Genomic DNA, 18,891 nt, shown 5'->3' with positions numbered 1-18,891 from the left:
CCCGCAGCTCGAGACAGGAACGCCGACCATGATCTATTCAACCGCGACCGTGCCCGTGAACCCCGCGGGCGAGCTCCCGCTCACCCGCGACCAGCTCTGGCGGGGACTCGTCCTCAAGGCGCGTGATGCGAGGCTGTTCCTGCCGCCCGGCGTCTGCACGAGGTGCGAGGTGGTCGCCGACGGTGAGGAGGTCATCATCCGCGAGGCCACCATCCTGGGCGACGACGTGAAGGAGATCATCACCTTCGAGCCCCGGACCAAGGTGTCCTTCCACCAGTTCAAGGGGCCGCGCGAGGGCGTCATCGTCAACGAGGTGCTCGAAGCCGCCGATGGCTCGCTGCACCTGAAGTTCTACTGCCTGCTGGGCCTGAGGAACGCGGAGCCGGGGAGCGAGCAGGAGCGGAAGGAGCAGGCCACGATGGACAGCGAGGAGCGCGGCTACAAGCAGGCCCTGCTCTCGACGCTGGCGCGGACCCGGGCGCTCGTGCAGGAAGGCCGCATCTGAGCACTGCCACCCGGGGCGCTTGACTCTCCCCCAGGGGGAGACCGCCACCCTCCGCGCATGTCATCCAGACAGCGGTCGCGGAGGAACATCATGGTGGTGGCACTGGGCGCACTCGTCCTGCTCGTGGGCGTGGCAGCGGGGGCGTGGTGGTGGATGGGGCGCGGGCTCTTCCAGCCGGGCACGGTGGAGCAGACGCTGGCCTCGCGAGGGGAGACGCTGGAGGTGCCCTCCGGACAGCGGCCCGACGCACCCCGCTGGCAGGTGGCGCCGGGCGTGGAGCTGCACCATGTGGCCGTGGGCCAGGGCCGGGACGTCGTCGTCGTGCATGGCGGCCCGGGAGTGCCTCCCGCGGCACCGTGGCGCGCGGCCGCCCTCACCGGTGATGCGCTGCGCTGGCACTTCTATGACCAGCGCGGCTGCGGCGCGTCCTCCCGTCCTCTCACCCGCGCTCCAGCGGACGGAACGTGGAAGGCCATGCAGGAAGTGGAGGCGCGACTGGGGCTCGCCGAGCAGCTGGCGGACCTGGAGCGCATCCGGCGCCTGCTCGGCAAGGAGCGCCTGACGCTGGTGGGGCACTCGTTCGGGGCGCTGGTGGCCGCGCTCTATGCGGCCGAGTGGCCGGAGCGGGTGGAGGCCCTCGTGCTCGTGGCGCCCGCGCCCCTGGTGACGATGCCCGCGGGGGACGGAGACCTCTTCACCCAGGTCGGTGCGCGGTTGGACCCGGAGGGACGGCGAGCGATGGAGGCGTGGCTGGCGCACACCCTGGACTTCGCCGCGCGCCTGAAGGAGGACGAGGCCACGCTGGCCGGGCACTTCGAGCGCTTCGGTCTCCTCTACACCCAGGCCGTGCGCAAGGAGCGCCCCGGTGCACGGCTGCCCGAGTCCGGCAGGCCGGGAGGGCTGCTGTCCCTGGGGCTCTACCTCAGCCTGGGACGCCACCACGACTGGAGCGCCTGGCTCGGCCGGGTGCGTGCGCCCACCCTCGTCATCCACGGCGCCGAGGACCTGCAGCCGCGTGCCGCCACCGCGCGCGTGGTAGAAGCCCTGCCTCACGCGCAGTTGGTGGAGCTGGCGGGCACCGGGCACTTCCCCTTCGAGGAGCAGCCCGAGGCCTTCGCCACCACCTTGCGCGCCTTTCTCGATGAGGTGAAGCCGTGAGCGGATTGCTGTACGCCATCGGCGAGGTGTCGCGAATCACCGGCCTGAGCGTGAAGGCGCTGCGCCTCTACCAGGAGAAGGGGCTGCTGTTGCCCTCGCGCGTGGACTCCTCCTCGGGCTACCGCTACTACACCGAGCGCGATATCGCCCAGGCCCATACCCTGCGCGCGCTGCGCGACCTGCTGCTGTCGCTGGAGGAGATTCGCGGGGTGCTCGAGGAGCTGGAGCAGGGCGCGGCCCTGGTCGAGCAGCTCGCGAGGGTGCGCGCCCGGCTCGCCGATGAAGCGGCCAGCGCTCAGCGGTCGGTGCTGGCGCTGGACACGCTGCTGCGGCATCAGCAACAGGCGGAGGCGTACCTGCGCGCGCCTCCGCCACTGCAGGAGCGGTGGCTTCCCGGAGTGCGGGCCGCCGTGCACCGGGCCCGGGGGCGCTACTCGGACGCGTCGGTGTTCTTCCCGCGCCTGTTCGCCGCGTGCGGCCCGCACGTGGCCGGTGCGCCCTTCTGCCTCTACCACGAGGCGGAGTACCGCGAGGACGATGCGGATATCTCCTGGTGCGTGCCCCTGGCTCCCGGAGCCCGGCCCGAGGGCGTCCACGTGGAGGAGCTGCCGGAAGTACAGGCGGCCACGCTCGTCCATACCGGGCCACCCGACTCGGTGGGCCCCTCCTGGGCGCGGCTCTTCGCCCACCTCCATGCGCACGAGCGCGTCGCGGCCGTGCCCCTGCGCGAGACCTTCCTGCGCGTGGGCACGACGGACGCGGCCTCCTCCTCCACCTGGCTCACCGAGCTCGCGCTGGCCTGGGAAGAGCCGGGGGCACGGCCGCGCCCTTGATGGCGGGTGGATGCAAAGATGGCGCGACGCCAGCGACTCCTGGCGTCACTTCGCGCGTTCGGCCTTCAGCTCCGCCTTCTCGTCCACGACCTCGCCGACCTTGAGCACCTCGTATTGAGGGAGGTCGTCGGGGAATGGCGGCGTCTCGCCGTAGCGCCCCTCGAGCCAGAGCGCGCAGCGCCTCGCCTCCCGGCCGCACTTCTGCGCGATTCGCTCGTCCAGGGGTACGCCCAGTGCCAGGTCCGTCACCCGCAGCTCGACGTCCCCGACGCGTGAGCGCTCGAAGCGGTGGCCCGGCTCCCCGAGCTCGATGACGACAGGCAGCCGGAGACGCTCACCCCGGTGGGCCTCGAGCCAGGTCTTGAGGCCCGGCGTGTCGGTGACCGGCGGCCCCGGCTCGAACTCGAAGACCGGCTCCGGGTCACCCTTGCGCAGGGGGCGTCGTCCTTCAGGAGTCCCGTCGTTTCCCATCCTCAGTCCCTCACTGGAAGTCGCGCAGCTGCACAGCAACAAGGCGAGCGTGGCGGCTCGAATCATGGATTGCCTCCGAGCCGCATCCTCTCACCGTTCGTCCTCGGGTGCTGACGATACGCTCGGGACTCAGTCGCGGCATGGGCTGCATGCCCGCGTCAGAGGGAGTCGAGGAAGGCCACCAGCGCATCGCGCTCCGCTTGCGTCAGGTGCCGCACGGCCTCACGCGCGGCCTCGGCCTCACCGCCGTGCCAGAGGATGGCCTCCAGGGGTGAGCGTGCCCGGCCATCATGCAGCAGGCGGGTGTGCCCGTTCACCGCCCGCGTGCGGCCCAGGCCCCACAGCGGCGGCGTGCGCCACTCCCGGCCGGTGGCGAGGAAGTCCTCGCGCCCGTCCGCCAGGGCCTCGCCCAGGTCGTGCAGCAGCCCGTCCGTGTACGGCCAGATGCGCTGGCCGGAAAGCTCCGGGTAGCCGGCCAGCGTGCCCGTGGTGAGCGACGGCCGATGACAGCGCGCGCAGCCCACGCGGTGGAAGACGGCCTTGCCCGCGAGGACCTCCGGTGCGTCCACTCGCTCGCGCCCGGGAACCGCCAGCGTGTGCGAGTAGAAGTCCAGCGCGCGGGACTGCCGCTCGCTCACCTCGGGGGCGCCGCCCGTGGGCGCCGCCCGGCACGCGGCCTGGACCTCCATGCAGCCTTCGTCCGCGAACAGCGGCGAGGTGAGGCCCATGTCGCCCAGCAGCGCGGCGGAGTTCTGGTGCTCCAGGTCCGGCTGGTTGGCCTTCCACCCGAAGCGCCCCAGCACCGCGCGGCCCTCACGCCGGCTCCAGACGCGGTTGGGCCGGCCGGAGATGCCATCGCCATCGGCGTCGTCCGGGTCCGCCCACTCCAGCCAGGTCGACTCGGGCACGGCCGCCAGGAGGCCCAGGCCCATCATGGGCTGGGCGACGCGGGCCGACGTGCGCGTGCCCGGTGCCAGCGGGCCGTGTGCCAGTTCCGTGAGCAGCAGCTCCGGCGCGGCGAGCGAGTAGGGCACGCCGTCCGCGAAGGTGCCGGGGACCTCCGTCCACCGCATGCGCGCCTGGCCCTCGGCGGGCACACCGGGGATGCCGCGGGGCTGGAGCTGGTCTCCGTACGTGGGCTCGGGGACGGGTGCGCCGTGCGCGTCCACACCGGGCACGGACAGGCGCACCAGCAGGGTGTCGGCGACCTCTCCCTCCTCGGGTGGGCGGCCCCGGCCGCTGCCCACGTGGCAGGCGACGCAGGAGACGGAGTGGAACAGCGGGCCCAGCCCGTCCCGCTCCGCACGGGAGGCGCTGGGGGCCGGCAGCCAGTCCGCCTCGAAGACGGCCTCGCCGATGAAGAACTCCGCGCGGCGCTCCAGCGTGAGGTTGGCGGCCGGGCGCTTGAAGGCGGTGACAGCGCCCGGGGTGGCCACGGTGGTGGCGCCGCCGGGACGGTCCTCGCCGTCCTCCACCACGTCATGGCGCGGCGGAGGGGGAGGGGGCGGCGGTGGTGCTTCGGGGCCGGCGTCGGGAGTCGGTGGCTCGACGAAGGGCGGTGTGCCCTCCGCGCCACTGCACGCGGCGAGGCCGAGCGACCAGAGCAGGGCGGTCAGGGCGCGACGCTGCCTCACGGCAAGGGCACCGAGATGGGATTCGTGTACGACCACCGGTCGATGACGGCGTCGGGGCCCAGCGAGCCGTTGAGGTTCCACCCCCACCCGTACAGCGAGCCGTCACCGCGCAGGGCGAGCACGTGCGTGGCGCCCATGCCCATGGTGGCCACGGGGTTCACCTGGGTGGAGACGGGTGTGGGCTCGGACCGGTCGACGTTGTCACCGACGCACAGCTGCCCGTTGAAGTTCTGCCCCCAGCCCACCAGCGAGCCGTCCGCTCGCCGGGCGAAGCTGAAGTTGCCGTTGGCGAAGACGGCCTGCGCGTCCGTGAGGCCCTTCACCTTCGCCGGCGTCGCCACGGGGTCGCCCTTCTCGCCCGTGCCGAGCTGCCCGCTGCCGTTCAGCCCCCACGAGGAGACGCTGCCGTCCGCATGCAGCGCCAGCACATGGTCCCTCCCGTTGGCGAGGTCGACGACGTCCACCAGCCCGGGCACCTGCGCGGGCGTGGCGTGGGCATCCGGGTCCACGCTCCCCGCGCCCAGGTTGCCGTAGGTGTTGCGGCCCCAGAGCCAGACGGTGCCGTCGCGCTTCAGCGCCGCCGAGTGCATCGAGCCGGCGATGAGCTTCACCACGTCCGTCAGCCCCTGCACGGCCACCGGGTAGTCCCGCGACTCGACGGTGCCGTCGCCGAGCTGCCCGTTGGTGTTGTCACCGAAGGCGCGCACCGAGCCGTCCTCCAGCAGCACCAGCGAGTGCCGGTAGCCGGGCGCCACGGCCACCACGCCCTCCAGTCCGGGCACCCGGGAAGGCGCGCGGCGCGGGGTGACGTCCGGGGTGTGCGGCTCGCCCGTGACGGGAGGCGTGCCCAGGCCGAGCTGCCCGTCCGCGTTCTCCCCCCACGTCCACACCGTGCCGTCCGAGCGCAGCGCCACCGCGAAGTTCTGGTTGAAGGCGATGGAGGCCACACCCTCGAGGCCGGGCACGGGCTGGGGCGCCTTCTGGTCCGCCGTCACCGCGTCGCCCAGGCCCAGCTGTCCGCGGTTGTTGCGGCCCCACGCGTAGACGCGCCCGCCGCGCAGCACGCCGCTGTGCAGCCCGCCCGCGGACGCGAGCCCTCCGAAGTGGAAGGCCACCGTGCTCACGCCCTCGTTGCCGCGCGCGTCCCGGGCGCGCAGCACGATTTGGTTGGGCCCGGGACGGGGCGTCAGCTCGAAGGCGAGGCTGCCGGTGGCATCCAGCCTGGAGGGCACCGGCTGCTCCTCGCCGCCGTTGTGCGCGTAGGACATGGACACCACGCCCTTGTCGTCCGTGACGAGGGCGTCCACGCGGACGCGGCGCACGCTCAGGGCCTGTCCCGCCACCGGCGACCGCACCAGCACCTGGGGCGCGGTGACATCCGGCGTGTAGCGCAGGCGCACCGTGCGCCAGTCGCGTCCTCCCACCGTGTCCTCCGCCTCCAGCCGCACCTCGCTCTCACCCTCGGGCAGGGTGACGTCCACGGTGAAGGCGTACTGGCCCCGCTGCGTCTCCGTGAAGGTGGCGACGTGCGGCTCACCCCCGCTCACCCGTGCCGTCAGCGAGGCCAGCCCCCCCGCGGTGCCCACCGTGCCGGACAGCCGCACCGAGGGCGCTTCGAAAGAGGCACCGGCCACCGGTGACAGCACCTGGATGGCCGGGGGCGCGGGCACGCCCGGCGAGGGCGTCACGTCCGTACCACAGGCGACGAGCCACAGCGCGAGCAGCGCAGGGCCGAGACGAAGGCATTTCATGGAACTCCCGGGGAATCTGAGATTGATTTGCAGATTCAGTTGGGCTGCGTCTTACCGTCCCGGGTGTAAGCATGCAAGGAGGGCGAGGCCTGCTGCGGCTTCGCCCAGGTCCAGGGACACGCGACCACGGGCCAGGCCCGTGGTGCCCGGGCGGCTCAAGGCGCCTGCGCGGGAACGCTGAGCAGTCCGCTCAAGGTCGGCGCACGACTGATGATGTAGCGACTGCCAATCGACTGGGGCCTCTTCGAGGGCGAGAACCCCTCCGAGACGATGGCCTCCACGCTGAAACGGTGGTGCCATCCTCGCTGCAGGCCTCCCGGCGGCACACGGACGGAGGTGGCACTGCCGTCCAGGTAGATGGACATGATGGAGCCGGGAATCACGTTCAGCACCCCTGGCTCGAACCACAGCAGCCTGACCAGATAGGCATCCGGAGCTCCGCTCCGAGGCGGCTGCCACGCGAGGACATGCGTGCCGGCTGCGAGCGTGCGCGGGCTGTAGGCCTCGGTCCCGTCCAGGGTGAGGGCGCGCGGAGGCTCGACGCGAGGTGTGAGCGGCCCGCTCGCAAGCTGGGAAGGCCGCTCCTGGATGGTGATGGTGGCCCACATGTTGAAGGGTGCTTCACCGGGAAGCTCGACGGGGACGTCGAAGCTCAGGGTGATCACGGCCAGCGCGCCCGGGAGGCGGCTCGAAGGATTTCCATAGACGAGCGTTCCCGAGACATCGGCGAACCCATCTGCGGCCATTCCCAGGGTAGCCAGCTCGCTTGAGGGACCCCGCTGACCCTCGATGGCCGGCTCGGGCGAAGCCGCCCGGAGGCCAAGATGGGCCGAGTTGGGGCTGGCCGTGGGGTGCACGGCTGCAGCGAGGGGCTCGAAGGCCGGGCGCCGCCAATCCAACGCGACTTCCTGCATGGGCAGCGGCAGGAGCTCCCCGGAGATGTTCAGGGGTTGGGAGCCGTCATGGGAGACCGGGGCCAGGTGATGGGCGCGGACCGCCGCGAGGTAGCGCTGGACGCCCCCGTCGGGCAATGGGCCCAGCTCGCGCGGAGAAGACTGCACCACGCGCATCCGGTCCCCGCGGGCCGCCTCGACCTGGGGCATGGTGGCGACGTCTGTCTCCTGGTACACGTGAGTGTCTCCCTCCCTCATGGAGAGGAACAAGAAGCTCGAACGGCTGCCCAGTTCATCGGAGATGAGGTCGAGCCGGGAGTACGGAGGGAGCCTTTGTGGCCCCTGAGGCGTGTCACTCCGCGCATGCCAGGGCTCGAGGCCGCCCAGGCTCAGCCGGGCCCACGACCCGTTCTCCGGATACTCGATGTCGTCCCGGAAGGTCTTGTTGTAACCCAGGTCCACCTGGCGTTCGCTGGTGACGACCCAGGTGAGCCCCTCCCTGAGGTAGTAGGTGACGCGGGGCACGTCCGGGAACACGTACTCGCCGGGCGCACCGGGCGCGCCGGGGATTTCGACGAAGGACTCGCCCTCCACCACGAAGAGCTCGAGGGAGTCCGGGGGAAAGACCCAGGGTTGCTCCTGGGGCGCGTCCCCCGTGAGGTCGCGGATGAGCCGCGTGACGCGCACCGCGTTGGGGCCCGGTGTTCCGCCGTCCGTCCCAGACGGGCCGCCGTCATTCCCGGCATCGACCGGCTCCGTCCCCGAGTCGCTGCCCGCATCCTCCACCCCTCCCGCGTCCGGTGCGGGTGCGGGCTCGGAGCCGGAGCAGCCCTGCACGGCGATGCACACGCACAGCGCGGTCAATATCAAACGCCAGGTCGGCATGGTTCCCCCTGTATGTCCTTACGCCCCGGCGCGAATGGGCCGCGGGTGCTTGGCTTCCTCAAGAGAAACGATACAGATTTCCTCCTCCGAGGTTTCAGGCAATCCGAATGGCATGCACGCCTCGCCCCTGGGGCTGGACGCACCCCCTCCATGCCTGTCCCGGGCTACGCGCGTGGACGGGGCTGGCGGCACCACTCGCTCCAGCTGCCCACGTACAGCGCCGCCCCGGGGAGGCCCGCGACCTCCATGGCCAGCAAGGTGTGGCAGGCGGTGACGCCCGAGCCGCAGTGCACGACGAGTCGCTCCGGCGCCACGTCTCCGAGCAGGGCCAGGTACTGGGCGCGCAGTGCCTCGGGCGACTTGAAGCGGCTTCCCTCCAGGTTCTCGGTGAAGGGCAGGTTCACCGCGCCCGGGATGTGGCCCGCGATGGGGTCCAGCGGCTCCGTCTCTCCCCGGTACCTCGGGCCGGCACGCACATCGACGACCCGCGCGTGGGGCTGGGAGCGCAGCGCGTCCACCGCGGTCGCATCCACGGTGGGCAGCTGCCAGGCGTCGGCGGGGTAGGGCCTCACTGCCATGGGCCGAGCCACCTCGGTGGACAGCTCCCAGCCCGCCGCCACCGCGGCCTGGAGTCCGCCGTCCAGCACCCGGACCGCGCGGTGGCCCAGGGCCCGGAGCATCCACCAGACCCGTGCCGCGGCATTGGCTCCCGACTTGTCGTCGTAGACCACCACCGGTGTCTCGGGGCCGATGCCCCAGGCGCCCACCTGGGCACGCCAGCGCTCCAGCGGCGGAAGGGGATGCCGGCCACCTCGGGCCGGGTCGGTGCCCGGCTCACTGGCGGTGCTCAGGTGGCGCTCGAGGTCGGCATGCAGCGCGCCTCGCAGGTGCCCGGCCGCGTAGACGTCGGCACCGGTGCGGGCATCGAGGAGGACGGCGCCTGGCAGGGCGTCGGGCCCGGCATGCGGGTCGAGAAGGGGAGGGTGCATGTCCCCAGCATCGCGCAGCTCCCCTCCGGGTGGACGCGGATTTGGAGGTTCGCCGCGGACACCTGAGCGGTGCCGCTACGACGCTGGCGGCACCGCGGGCCTGAGCCGGGAGAGGTTCCTCACCACGAGGTAGGCGAGGAAGGGCAGCAGGCTGAACAGCGGGGCAGGTCGCCACCGTGGGCGAAGAGGGCGAACGCCGCATCGAACCGGGCCTCCCCCGTGCGCACGCGCGGCACGGGGGGCAGCGGCCCCAGGAGCGGCTCGACGAGGTCGGAGGGCACCACCAGCAGCCCGTCACCGGGGAGCGGCACCCTCAGCAGGGAGATGCTCCCGGTCCCCACCTGCTCGGGGTCCGCGCCGGGAGGATTCCCGTCCTCGACGAAGCCCCGCAGCTCCGCGTCCGAGTCTTCAAGCGGCCGCGCGACCCAGCGGAACGTCTCGCTGTCCTCGAGCTTGACGCCATGCCGGGCGAACACCGCCCGGGTGTCGCGCAGCCAGTCGCGCCACCGTCCCTGCCGGAGCACCGCCACGACCAGCAGCGCGCCGATGAGGATGAAACACCCGACTCGCGTCAGTTCGACCGCATCCATGCCTGATTCCATGTCCGGGGGCGCACCCTAACAAGGACGTCCCACCCTGCCTGGGAGCGCGTGGACCTCGCGCCTGCTCAGGTCCGAGCATAGGGTGCCGGGCATGACGGAGGTGGTGCGAATGAACTCCACCAGGAGTCAATCGGAGCGCGGGGATGCCATGGAGGGCGCCGTCTTCCTATTTCGGACCAAGCGCCATGAGTACCTCAGCAACTCCGTCCGCGTGCTGCGGGTTCTCCTGGGCCACCGTGCGGAAGCCACACTTCTCGAGGACGCGGGTCGACCCGACGTTGTGGACAGCGACCCACGCATGGAGCGGACGAATCGGCTCGAGCACGAGGAACTCCGAGAGCGCCCGTGTCGCGATGCCCTTGCCCCAGTGCTCGCGACCCATCCAATAGGCGACGAGGCGCTGGCCGTCCTGTTCCCAACTGCCGATGTACCCAGCGACCAGGCCGCCAACAACGATGGTGCGGGTCACGTTCTCGGGGCGGAGAACCTTCGTGCGCCAGTGGGTCAGGAAGGCATCGCGTTCCCGCGACGGGAATGCGGCCATGCGCAGCGCGACTGCGTCCCGTTGGTGCTCGAAGAAGATCGGGAGGTCTTCATCTGTAACGTTGCGCAGGATCACCAAGAGAGCCGTCTCCGCGAGCCGAGTGACGAGCCGACTCTAGCCCGCGTCCCACGCCGAGGTCGATGCTGCCACGACGCACACCTCGGCTGGGAACCGGCCTGCGTCCTGCGGGCCTGGCCTTGACGGACCTACCGGAAGCAGGTCAGGGCGCCAGCTTCAGCAGCAGCAGGTCCGTGCTTCCTTGCGACGTGTAGAGCGTTCCGTCCACCTGGCAGCTTCCTTCGAGGCGGTTGACTGCATCCGGAATGCCGGGCGTGTGGTGTCGGACGGTCAACTGCGCCCGCGGTCCCAGGCGCAGCCGAGGCGAAACCCGTTCACTGGTTGTGAAGCGCGGCGCTCCTTCAAGTCGCAAGAGACTCCCTGCGTTATCGATTCGCCGTCACCGTTGCAGCCGAGCGACCGGGCCGCGCCCCTGCTCGCCGCGCGGGGGGGGGGGCGGCCCCTCAGGCCCGGGCCCGCAGCAGCTTCCCGAAGCCGCGCTCGCGGCCCAGCGCTGGCGACACCGCGCCCTCGCTCACCGCCTCGCGCCCGGAGATGAGCACCGCCTTCACCGCGGCGTCATTGCGACGCACCAGCCGGACGAAGCCTCCGAAGTTCTCCATGGGCGCCTCGGCGATTTCATCCAGCTTCGCATCGAGCCCCTCGGGGTTGATGACGGTGAGGTCCGCGCGGCGCCCCTCGGCGAGCACTCCGGCATCCAGGCCGAACCACTCGCCAATCTCCCCGGTGAGCCGGTGCACGGCACGCTCCACGGACATGAAGGGCTCGCCGCGCTTCTCCGCCTCGCGCACCAGCCGCAGCAGCCGCAGCGGGAAGTTGTAGTGGGCCATGTTGCGAAGGTGCGCGCCGGCGTCGGAGAAGCCCACGAGGATGTCCGGGTGCTGGCAGATGCGCTCCAGCTCCTCGCGCCGGTCATTGGCCATCACCGTGTACCAGCGCAGCGCGTCTCCATGCGTGGCGGCCAGGTCCAGGAAGACATCCACCGCGTGCCGGCCCTGCTCGCGCGCCACCTGCGCGAAGGACTTCCCCACCACGCTGGCGTCCGGGCACTGGAGGATGAGCGACTCGTTGAAGTCGCGGTGGAAGGCGCGCGGGAGGAAGCGGTTGGTCCACTGGCTCCGGAAGCGCTCACGGTACGCCGCGTCCTTCAGCAGCTCCGAGCGTGACACGGCATCCTGGAGGTGCAGGGCCGCCGCGCCCGCGCCGAACTCCTCGAAGACGACCAGGTCGATGCCTTCCGCCCACAGGTCGAACACCTCCGGCAGCGCCTGCCACCGGAAGTCCGCGCCCAGCAGCGTGTTGGCGAAGCGCGACATGGCGCCGATGAGGCGGTGGATGCCCCGGCTGGAGCGCGCGTCCATCATCGAGATGACCGACGTCTTCAGCGCCCGCCGCCCCAGGCCCGCGCTCTCCAGGAGGAAGAGCAGCACGTTCACCTTGGTGCTGACGTTGGGCACGCCCTGGAAGATGCGACCGCGCTCGCGCAGCAGCCGCGTGAGGCGGCGGTACTCGCTCCACCGCGCATAGGTGGAGGGCAGGGGACGGCTGCGGACATCGCGCGAGCCGCCCATCTTGTCCCACTTGAGCGTCATCACCGACAGGCCCAGGTAGCCCAGGTCCAGGCCCTCGCGGACCAGCGCCTCCATGCGGCGCAGCTCGTCCTCACCGGGACGGACGCTGTGCTCGAGGCTGCGGTGCAGGCCCATGACGTGCGCGCGCAGCGCCGAGTGCCCCAGGAACGACGCGACATGGGGCCCGAGCGGCAGCCCCTCGAGGTGCTCCATGTAGCCGCCCAGCGAGTCCCACTGCTTGCGCTCCTCCAGCAGCGCGCGCACGGTGTCGTAGGGAATGGCCTCCACGCGGCAGAACATGTCCGCCAGGTCTTCCGGAGTGCCCAGCGCGAGGCTGAGCGAGCAGCTGCCCATGACCACGGTGGTGACGCCGTGGCGGACGGACTCGGAGAGCGACGGCGCCAGCTCCACCTCCGCGTCGTAGTGCGTGTGGAAGTCGATGAAGCCTGGCGTCACCCAATGGCCGGTGGCGTCGATGACGCGCGTGTGGGGCGCGCGCGGAATGAGCGCCTCGGACAGCGTGGCCACGGTGCCCTCGCGGATGCCCACGTGGCAGCGGCGCGGCGCAGTCCCCAGCCCATCGAACACCAGTCCGTTCTCGACGATGAGGTCCATGGCCTCGAAGCCTACGCCCGTCGCCGCTCCTGCTTCCAACCCGGGGCCTCGCCACCCGACGCCGTAGGTCTCGTGCCCACCTGCTCGCGTGCTCCAGCTCGCTGCAGCTCTGTCGCGCTCTGTAGTGTCCTGATCAGCCCCGTGATTTCGCGTGGATCAGCGGACCCGGGGAGTAGACGGTTGCCTGAACGCGACACAGATCGCGCCGGCCTGGATCACCCACACAGCTCTGTCGTAGTGGAGGGCCGCGATCAGCTCACGCGCCCGACGCCCTTCCGTTCCTGGAAGGACGACAGGGCGCAACAGGCATGGGCAGTGCGTGACCTGGGTGTCTCGCGCACTGGCAAGCAGGGGATGCGGACACCCGAGAGCACCGGAAGTACGCAACGGGCCCGCGCCTCACGCGCGGGCCCATGGAGGCAGGGACCGTGAGCGGGTTGGACTGGGTTCAGGTCGACGTGGGCTTTCCCCTGAGCCTCGCCGTGGTGGGTGCCGCGCGCCTGCTGGGCATGGACCGGCGTGCATTCCTGGGCGCCATCGTGGAGCTGCAGATCTGGGCCGTGCAGGCCCTGCCCTCCGGACGCTTCGAACCCTTCGCCGCGTCCGCCGGACGTCCGCTGGACGCGTCCGCGGACACGTCCAGGGACACGTCCACGGACGAGGCCATCTGGCGTGAGGCGGTCGAGGGCGCCGTACGGTGGACGGGCGCCCCCGGAGCCTTCTGGGACACGCTGCTGCGCACCGGCATCCTCGTGCGTGAAGGGGACTCCGTCCGGCTCACGCTCTGCGACCGCTACGTGCAAGTCCTCGAAAAGAGGAGGAAGGAAGCCGAGCGAAAGCGCCGGGAGCGCGCCAACAAGGCCGCCGCCGCGTCCGGCGGACGTCCCGCGGACGCACCCGGGACATCCGCCGCTAGAAGGAAGAGGGAGAGGGAGAACGAGAAGAAGACTCTTTCTTCTGCAGCAGCAGCGATGGAGATCGAGCTCGGCATGTCCCCGGGACATCTCGCGCCCGTTCCCCCGCCACCTCCGGCGGACGAGGCACCGTCGGTGGACGGCGACCCCATCCAGCTCTCCCTCCACGGCACACATCTGGTGCCGGTGTCCCAGCCCTCCGTCGAGTCGGAGCCGGAAGCCCCGGCAGCGGCGGTGTCCCCCGGACAGGCGGAGGCCTTCTTCGAGCGCTTCCAGACCGAGCGCGCCCAGTCCTTCCGGGGCGTTCCTCGCGAGGACATGCCGGTGGTCTGGAAGGACTGGTACCGGCACGCCCTGGCGAAGGTGGGCGGCGACGAGGGCCGGCTGCTGTCGGCCTGCCGCGGCTACCTCCAGTCCGACTGGGGCCGCTCCCGCCAGCCGGCGGGCACGGCCGTGGCCTTCTGCTCACCGAAGGTGTGGGTGCGCTACGTCCCGCACGAGGCGAACGAGGCGCGTGAGGTCTCGGAGGGGGCCTCGCCGCCGTCCGTGGACGTGTCCACCCCGGCGGGACGCACGTGGCAGCAGTGCCTCATGCGGCTTCATGACCAGGGCAAGCGCTACGCGCTGCTGTGGCTCCAGAAGGCGCGTCCGGTGGATGTGCAGGACGGCTGTCTGATCCTGGCCGCGCCCGACGTCTACTTCCGCCAATGGGTGGAAGAGAACTACGGCCCGGTGGTGGAACAGCTCGTTCGCGACTGCGGCCTGCGGGGCGTGACCTGGCGCGTGGGCACGGGCGAGGAGCTGCCGCAGGCGGCGATGGGGCTCCCACGGTAGCCCGGCGTGGGAGACAGGCCGGGCCTCCAGGTGGGGCTGCCCTCACGGGGCGGAAGGCACCTCGCGAGGTTAAACTCCGCCAATGAACTCCAGCCCATCCAGCCGCTCGTCCGTCGTCGTGGCGGAGCTGGGGCCCACGAACACGGGGAAGACCTACCGTGCCATCGAGCGCATGCTCGAGCACGACTCGGGCATCATCGGCTTGCCGCTGCGCCTGCTCGCTCGTGAGGTGTACGACCGGGTGACCGCCCGGGTGGGGGAGGGGCGCGTCGCGCTGATGACGGGCGAGGAGAAGCGCCTGCCGCCGCGTCCCGACTACTGGATATGTACGGTCGAGGCGATGCCGACCGACAAGCAGGTCGACTTCCTCGCCGTGGATGAAATCCAGCTCGCGGCCCACCGGGAGCGCGGGCACGTCTTCACCGACCGGCTGCTCCATGCGCGGGGACGCCGGGAGACCTGGTTCCTGGGCGCGGACACGATGCGGCCGATGGTGCAGTCGCTCATCCCGCAGGTCTCGCTGAAGCGGGCCACGCGCCTGTCCCAGCTGCGCTATGCGGGGACGCGCTCCTTGAAGAGCCTGCCTCCGCGCTCGGCCGTGGTCGCGTTCTCCGCGGACCGCGTGTACGAGCTCGCCGAGTCGCTGCGCCGCCTCCGGGGCGGGGTGGCCGTGGTGCTGGGCGCGCTGTCCCCGAGGACGCGCAACGCCCAGGTGGCGATGTATCAGTCCGGCGAGGTCCAGTACCTCGTGGCCACCGACGCCATCGGCATGGGGCTGAACCTCGACCTCAACCACGTGGCCTTCGCGGCGCTCTCCAAGTACGACGGCGCCGAGCAGCGGGACCTCTTCCCGGACGAGCTGGCGCAGATCGCCGGCCGCGCGGGGCGCCACCTGAATGACGGCAGCTTCGGCACCCTGAACACGCTGCCCGAGCTGCATCCCCGGACGATTTCCGCCATCGAGTCACACCGGTTCCCTGCAGTGCGCAGCCTCATCTGGCGCAATGCCGCGCTCGACTTCTCCAGCCCGGAGGCCCTGCTGGACTCGCTGTCGCGGGCCCCGGGACACAGTGCCTTCGTCCGGGTGGAGCGCGCGGACGACTTCGACGCGCTCAAGGACCTCTCGCACGTCCCCGCCGTTCGGGACGTCGCCACCCACCGGGCCACGGTCGAGCTGCTGTGGCAGGTCTGCCAGATTCCGGACTTCCGCAAGGGGCTCTTCGGTCAGCACGTCGCGCTGCTGCGGGAGACCTTCCTCCAGCTCACCGCGGGGGACGGGAGGCTGGACGCTGACTGGCTGGCGAAGCAGGTGTCGCCGCTCGACGATGTCTCGGGAGACATCCACACGCTGATGGACCGGCTGGCGGCCATCCGCATCTGGACGTACATCAGCCATCGCTCGGGCTGGCTGCACGACGCGGAGCATTGGCAGGCGCGCACCCGCGGCATCGAGGACGCGCTGGGCGATGCCCTTCATGAGCGGCTGGTGGAGCGCTTCGTGCAGCGGGCGGCACGCAAGAGCGCCCGCCGCTTCGTGAGGGCCACGGCCCACCCGCCGCCCACGTCGGACAGTCCCTTCGCCAAGCTGGGGCTCCTGCTGGGAGAGGCGCCGCTCGGTGATGGCGGCACGATGACGGAGGAGCAGTTCGTCCAGCAGGTGGTCGACGCGACGCACGAGGCCTTCGAGGTGGATGCGTTGGGACGCATCTCGTTCGAGGGGCAGCCGCTGGCCCGGCTGGTTCGCGGCAAGGACCGGCGCTCGCCGCAGCTCGCGCTGGCTGAGCCGGAGGTGTGGACGGGAGGCGCGCGGCAGCGGCTCGAGCGCCGGCTGCTGGCACTGGCGAGAGACCTGGTCACCGAGGCGATGGGCGGCTTTCCGGCCGAGGCGCTCGCTGGCGCGGGGCGCTCCGCGGCGACGCGGGGGCTCGCCTACCGCCTCGCGGAGGGGCTGGGTGTGATTTCCCAGGGTGAGGCCCGCGAGCAGTGGCGGCTCCTGGACGAGGAGTCCCGGGAGCGCTTGAGGGCGCAAGGTGTCCGCGAGGGGCAGCGCTTCCTCTATGTCGCCGAAGCGCTCGCGCCGCATGCCCTGGAGAGGCGCTGCATGCTGACGGCGCTGTTCCACCAGAGACCTTCCCCCCAGGGGGTTCCGGGGGCGCCGGTGCTCGACGCCGTGGCGCTGGGCGGCCGGGAGGCGCGTGCCTTCGGCTACGAGGTGCTCGGTCCCGTGGCGCTGCGAATCGATATCGTCGAGCGGCTCAGCGAGGCGCTGCGCCACCCGCAGGGGGCGCGGCAGGCGCATGCGCTCATGCAGGAGCTGCAGCTGGAGAGCGGCGTTCGCACGCGCGTGCTGCGAGAGCTCGGGGGGCAGTCCGGCGGCGCTGCGTCGAAGAGGCGGCGGCGGAGAAGGCGGGGCGGGAATCCGCCGGGGACGGCGCCTGACAAGAGTGGAGCCGCGGCGCCACAGGCTCACGCTGGCGCGCACCCGAACCCGCGGAGGAGCGGCGCCGGGGAAGGCGGGCGCACCGGGGGCGGGCTGAAGCCTGAGTGAAGGGCTCCCTGAGCTGGAGGCTGCCCGGAAACAGCCGTCGACGGGCGATGCTCCGCCCGTCGACAGCAGCGAAGTGAATCAGGCGAGCACGGGCGCGGGGCCACAGCTACGGGGACCGCCGCGAACCTTGGTCTTGATCTTCATGTGTGTACTCCTGGTGTGTACTGCGTGAGCTCCTGCGCGCGCACAGGCAAGCCGGTCCGCGCGAGGAGTGCGAAAAGTAGAAGCACGACAGGTGGCCCGGTCAAGCACCGAGGCAGCAGGCCCCGTTCAATTGAATACGCCGCGACGCGTTGGCGTGTAGCGTCGCAGTGCTGGACGTCGTGCGCTCTGTTGACGACTACAGCCCGGTCACCCGGTCCGGAGGCGGCGAGAGCAGGCCCACCGCGCCGAGGTAGGCGGCGAGGTTCTCGAGGTCCTCCGGTCCGCCCAGGCGGTTCTGCCCCTGCGTGAACGTGGTGAAGAGGTCACCGCCGTCCGCGAGGAAGTTCAGCGTCCCGACCCGGTAGGTGGCCGCGAGGTCGAGCGGCACGCCATGCAGCTTCATGGAGCCCGGCACCACACGGCTGCCCTGGGGCCGGGTGGCGTCCCACTCATACGTGAAGCCGTGCGACACCCCCAGCGCCAGCATGGGGCGCGCGCCGCGCGCCGGCACCGGCTGGTACTGCTCCTCCAGAATCTGCCGAATCTGGTCGCCCGTCAGGTCCAGGCTTACCAGGAGGTTGCCGAACGGCAGCACCAGGTACGCCTCCTCGTAGGTGACCTCTCCCGGCTGCTCGCCATTGGTGATGGTGCCGGCGCGGAGGCTGGCCCGCACGCCGCCCACGTTGGTGAGGGCGAGCTGCGCGCCCCCCTTCGCCCCCTCGGTCCCGAACAGAATCGAGTCCGCGACGACATCCGCCATGGGCGTCTCGATGCCACGGTTGCCGCTCGCATCCCCGGTGATGTCGGCGCTGATGCGTCCCAGCACGCGCGCGGCGCGCGGCGCGGCCATGGCATTCCATTTGGTGATGATGGCGGTCTGGACCGGGTCCTTCGCCACCGTGCGCGTGACCAGGTGGTTGAACGCGGTGGTCCGCTCCGGGATGACGTTTCCGGAGGAGCGGTTGAGGACGAGGTTGAGCTCCGTCACGACCCGGCCGTACGAGGCCGCGCTCGTCACGGGGCGCGGCTGGCCGTCCGGACCGGGGATGCTGCAGATGTACGGCTCATGGGTGTGCCCGGTGATGAGTGCGTCAATCTCCGGGTCCAGCCGCGCGGCGATGTCAGCGACCGGCCCGGAGATGCCAGCGCATTCGTTGTAGGCCCCGGTCTGGAGCCCGCCCTCGTGCAGGAGGACGATGATGCTCTTCACGCCCTGGCGGACCAGCGCGCGCGCATAGAGATTGGCCGTCTCCACTTCGTCCAGGAAGTCCACCGTGGACACGCCGGCAGGCGAAACGAGCGTGTTCGTCGCCTCGAGCGTCATCCCGATGAACCCGACCTTGACCCCCTGGACGTCGCGCACCTCGTAGGCGGGCAGGAGCGTCATCCCATCGCGCTTCTGGACGACATTGGCCGAGAGCCAGCGGAACCGGGCACCGGGATAGGTGACGCCGGGCAGGAAGCATCCGGCCACGGGGTGGCAGCCGCCGTACTGCATCCGCAGCAGCTCCGTCGTCCCCTCGTCGAACTCGTGGTTGCCCACGCTGGACACATCCAGCTTCAGCGCGTCGAGCGCCTCCACCGCGGGCTCGTCCTGGAAGAGGCCGGAGATGAAGGTGGAGCCACCGATGAGGTCGCCCGCCGCCACCGTCAACGTGGAGCCCGGCGCGGACGCGCGCAGCTGCTGAAGCGTCGTCGCGAGGTACTCGACGCCGCCCACCGGGGTCTGGCTCGGGTCCTGCCTCCGGGACAGCGGCGGGTCGTCCGCCTTCAGGTGGCCGTGAAAGTCATTGAGCCCGAGCAGGCGCAATTGCACGTGTTTGTTTTGCGGTTGCTTGTGCTGCTCTTGCGCGTCGGCGCTCGGAACTCCCGCTGCGACGAGGAGGGATAGGGGGAGGCACCAACGCACGTAGGACCGACCG

The 18,891-nt window shown here is 71.3% G+C and carries 15 protein-coding genes; 5 read left to right on the top strand and 10 right to left on the bottom strand.

The annotated features are described in order from the left end of the window. Positions 1 to 28: 28 nt before the first annotated feature. From LXT23_RS13230 to LXT23_RS13220, 3 genes are all read left to right on the top strand, one after another. Positions 29 to 505, top strand: a complete 477-nt coding sequence (locus tag LXT23_RS13230) for an AtaL-like protein (RefSeq protein WP_253980530.1) — start codon at positions 29 to 31, stop codon at positions 503 to 505. Positions 506 to 595: 90 nt separating this feature from the next. Further along, complete coding sequence (locus LXT23_RS13225) at positions 596 to 1,663, top strand: alpha/beta fold hydrolase (RefSeq protein ID WP_253980529.1); 1,068 nt, start codon at positions 596 to 598, stop codon at positions 1,661 to 1,663. Then, positions 1,660 to 2,496, top strand: coding sequence for a MerR family transcriptional regulator (locus LXT23_RS13220; RefSeq protein WP_253980528.1), 837 nt, complete (start codon positions 1,660 to 1,662; stop codon positions 2,494 to 2,496). Before LXT23_RS13225 ends, LXT23_RS13220 begins: the two co-directional genes overlap by 4 nt. A gap of 45 nt (positions 2,497 to 2,541) precedes the next feature. On the opposite strand, the gene LXT23_RS13215 is transcribed toward LXT23_RS13220, so the two are convergent. From LXT23_RS13215 to LXT23_RS13180, 9 genes are all read right to left on the bottom strand, one after another. Then, positions 2,542 to 3,033, bottom strand: a complete 492-nt coding sequence (locus tag LXT23_RS13215) for a hypothetical protein (protein WP_253980527.1) — start codon at positions 3,031 to 3,033, stop codon at positions 2,542 to 2,544. A gap of 92 nt (positions 3,034 to 3,125) precedes the next feature. Beyond that, a complete protein-coding gene (locus tag LXT23_RS13210) occupies positions 3,126 to 4,601 on the bottom strand; it encodes a di-heme oxidoreductase family protein (protein WP_253980526.1) in 1,476 nt (491 codons plus the stop codon). Continuing rightward, positions 4,598 to 6,352 carry an RCC1 domain-containing protein gene (locus tag LXT23_RS13205; RefSeq protein WP_253980525.1) on the bottom strand — a complete coding sequence of 585 codons (1,755 nt, stop codon included), beginning with the start codon at positions 6,350 to 6,352 and terminating at the stop codon, positions 4,598 to 4,600. The genes LXT23_RS13210 and LXT23_RS13205 overlap by 4 nt, the downstream gene beginning before the upstream one ends. Positions 6,353 to 6,507: 155 nt before the next feature. After that, positions 6,508 to 8,130 carry a hypothetical protein gene (locus LXT23_RS13200; RefSeq protein WP_253980524.1) on the bottom strand — a complete coding sequence of 541 codons (1,623 nt, stop codon included), beginning with the start codon at positions 8,128 to 8,130 and terminating at the stop codon, positions 6,508 to 6,510. Between the two features lie 164 nt (positions 8,131 to 8,294). Continuing rightward, positions 8,295 to 9,119 carry a sulfurtransferase gene (locus tag LXT23_RS13195; RefSeq protein WP_253980523.1) on the bottom strand — a complete coding sequence of 275 codons (825 nt, stop codon included), beginning with the start codon at positions 9,117 to 9,119 and terminating at the stop codon, positions 8,295 to 8,297. 119 nt (positions 9,120 to 9,238) lie between these two features. After that, positions 9,239 to 9,709, bottom strand: coding sequence for a hypothetical protein (locus LXT23_RS13190; RefSeq protein ID WP_253980522.1), 471 nt, complete (start codon positions 9,707 to 9,709; stop codon positions 9,239 to 9,241). A 178-nt stretch (positions 9,710 to 9,887) separates the two neighbouring features. After that, positions 9,888 to 10,340, bottom strand: a complete 453-nt coding sequence (locus LXT23_RS13185; RefSeq protein WP_253981377.1) for a GNAT family N-acetyltransferase — start codon at positions 10,338 to 10,340, stop codon at positions 9,888 to 9,890. Positions 10,341 to 10,485: 145 nt separating this feature from the next. After that, the gene (locus LXT23_RS49655; RefSeq protein WP_256560812.1) at positions 10,486 to 10,617 is read right to left on the bottom strand and encodes a hypothetical protein; all 132 of its coding nucleotides are present in this window, start codon (positions 10,615 to 10,617) and stop codon (positions 10,486 to 10,488) included. 169 nt (positions 10,618 to 10,786) lie between these two features. Further along, positions 10,787 to 12,529: an N-acyl-D-amino-acid deacylase family protein gene (locus LXT23_RS13180; RefSeq protein WP_253980521.1), complete on the bottom strand. Its 1,743-nt coding sequence runs from the start codon at positions 12,527 to 12,529 to the stop codon at positions 10,787 to 10,789. Between the two features lie 428 nt (positions 12,530 to 12,957). Here LXT23_RS13180 and LXT23_RS13175 point away from each other — a divergent pair, with 428 nt between their 5' ends. Both LXT23_RS13175 and LXT23_RS13170 read left to right on the top strand, forming a co-directional pair. Next, the gene (locus LXT23_RS13175; RefSeq protein WP_253980520.1) at positions 12,958 to 14,277 is read left to right on the top strand and encodes a DnaA N-terminal domain-containing protein; all 1,320 of its coding nucleotides are present in this window, start codon (positions 12,958 to 12,960) and stop codon (positions 14,275 to 14,277) included. A gap of 82 nt (positions 14,278 to 14,359) precedes the next feature. Then, positions 14,360 to 16,825 carry a helicase-related protein gene (locus LXT23_RS13170; protein WP_253980519.1) on the top strand — a complete coding sequence of 822 codons (2,466 nt, stop codon included), beginning with the start codon at positions 14,360 to 14,362 and terminating at the stop codon, positions 16,823 to 16,825. Between the two features lie 340 nt (positions 16,826 to 17,165). Here LXT23_RS13170 and LXT23_RS13165 read toward each other — a convergent pair whose 3' ends face one another. Further along, positions 17,166 to 18,785 (bottom strand): bifunctional metallophosphatase/5'-nucleotidase, encoded by a 1,620-nt coding sequence (locus tag LXT23_RS13165; protein WP_253980518.1) that lies wholly within the window; start codon positions 18,783 to 18,785, stop codon positions 17,166 to 17,168. Positions 18,786 to 18,891 lie beyond the last annotated feature (106 nt).

This window comes from Pyxidicoccus xibeiensis (genome assembly GCF_024198175.1).
Taxonomy (GTDB): Bacteria; Myxococcota; Myxococcia; order Myxococcales; family Myxococcaceae; genus Myxococcus; species Myxococcus xibeiensis.
The sequence above is the reverse complement of the archived record's forward strand: the minus strand, read 5'-3'. Positions and strand labels throughout refer to the sequence as shown.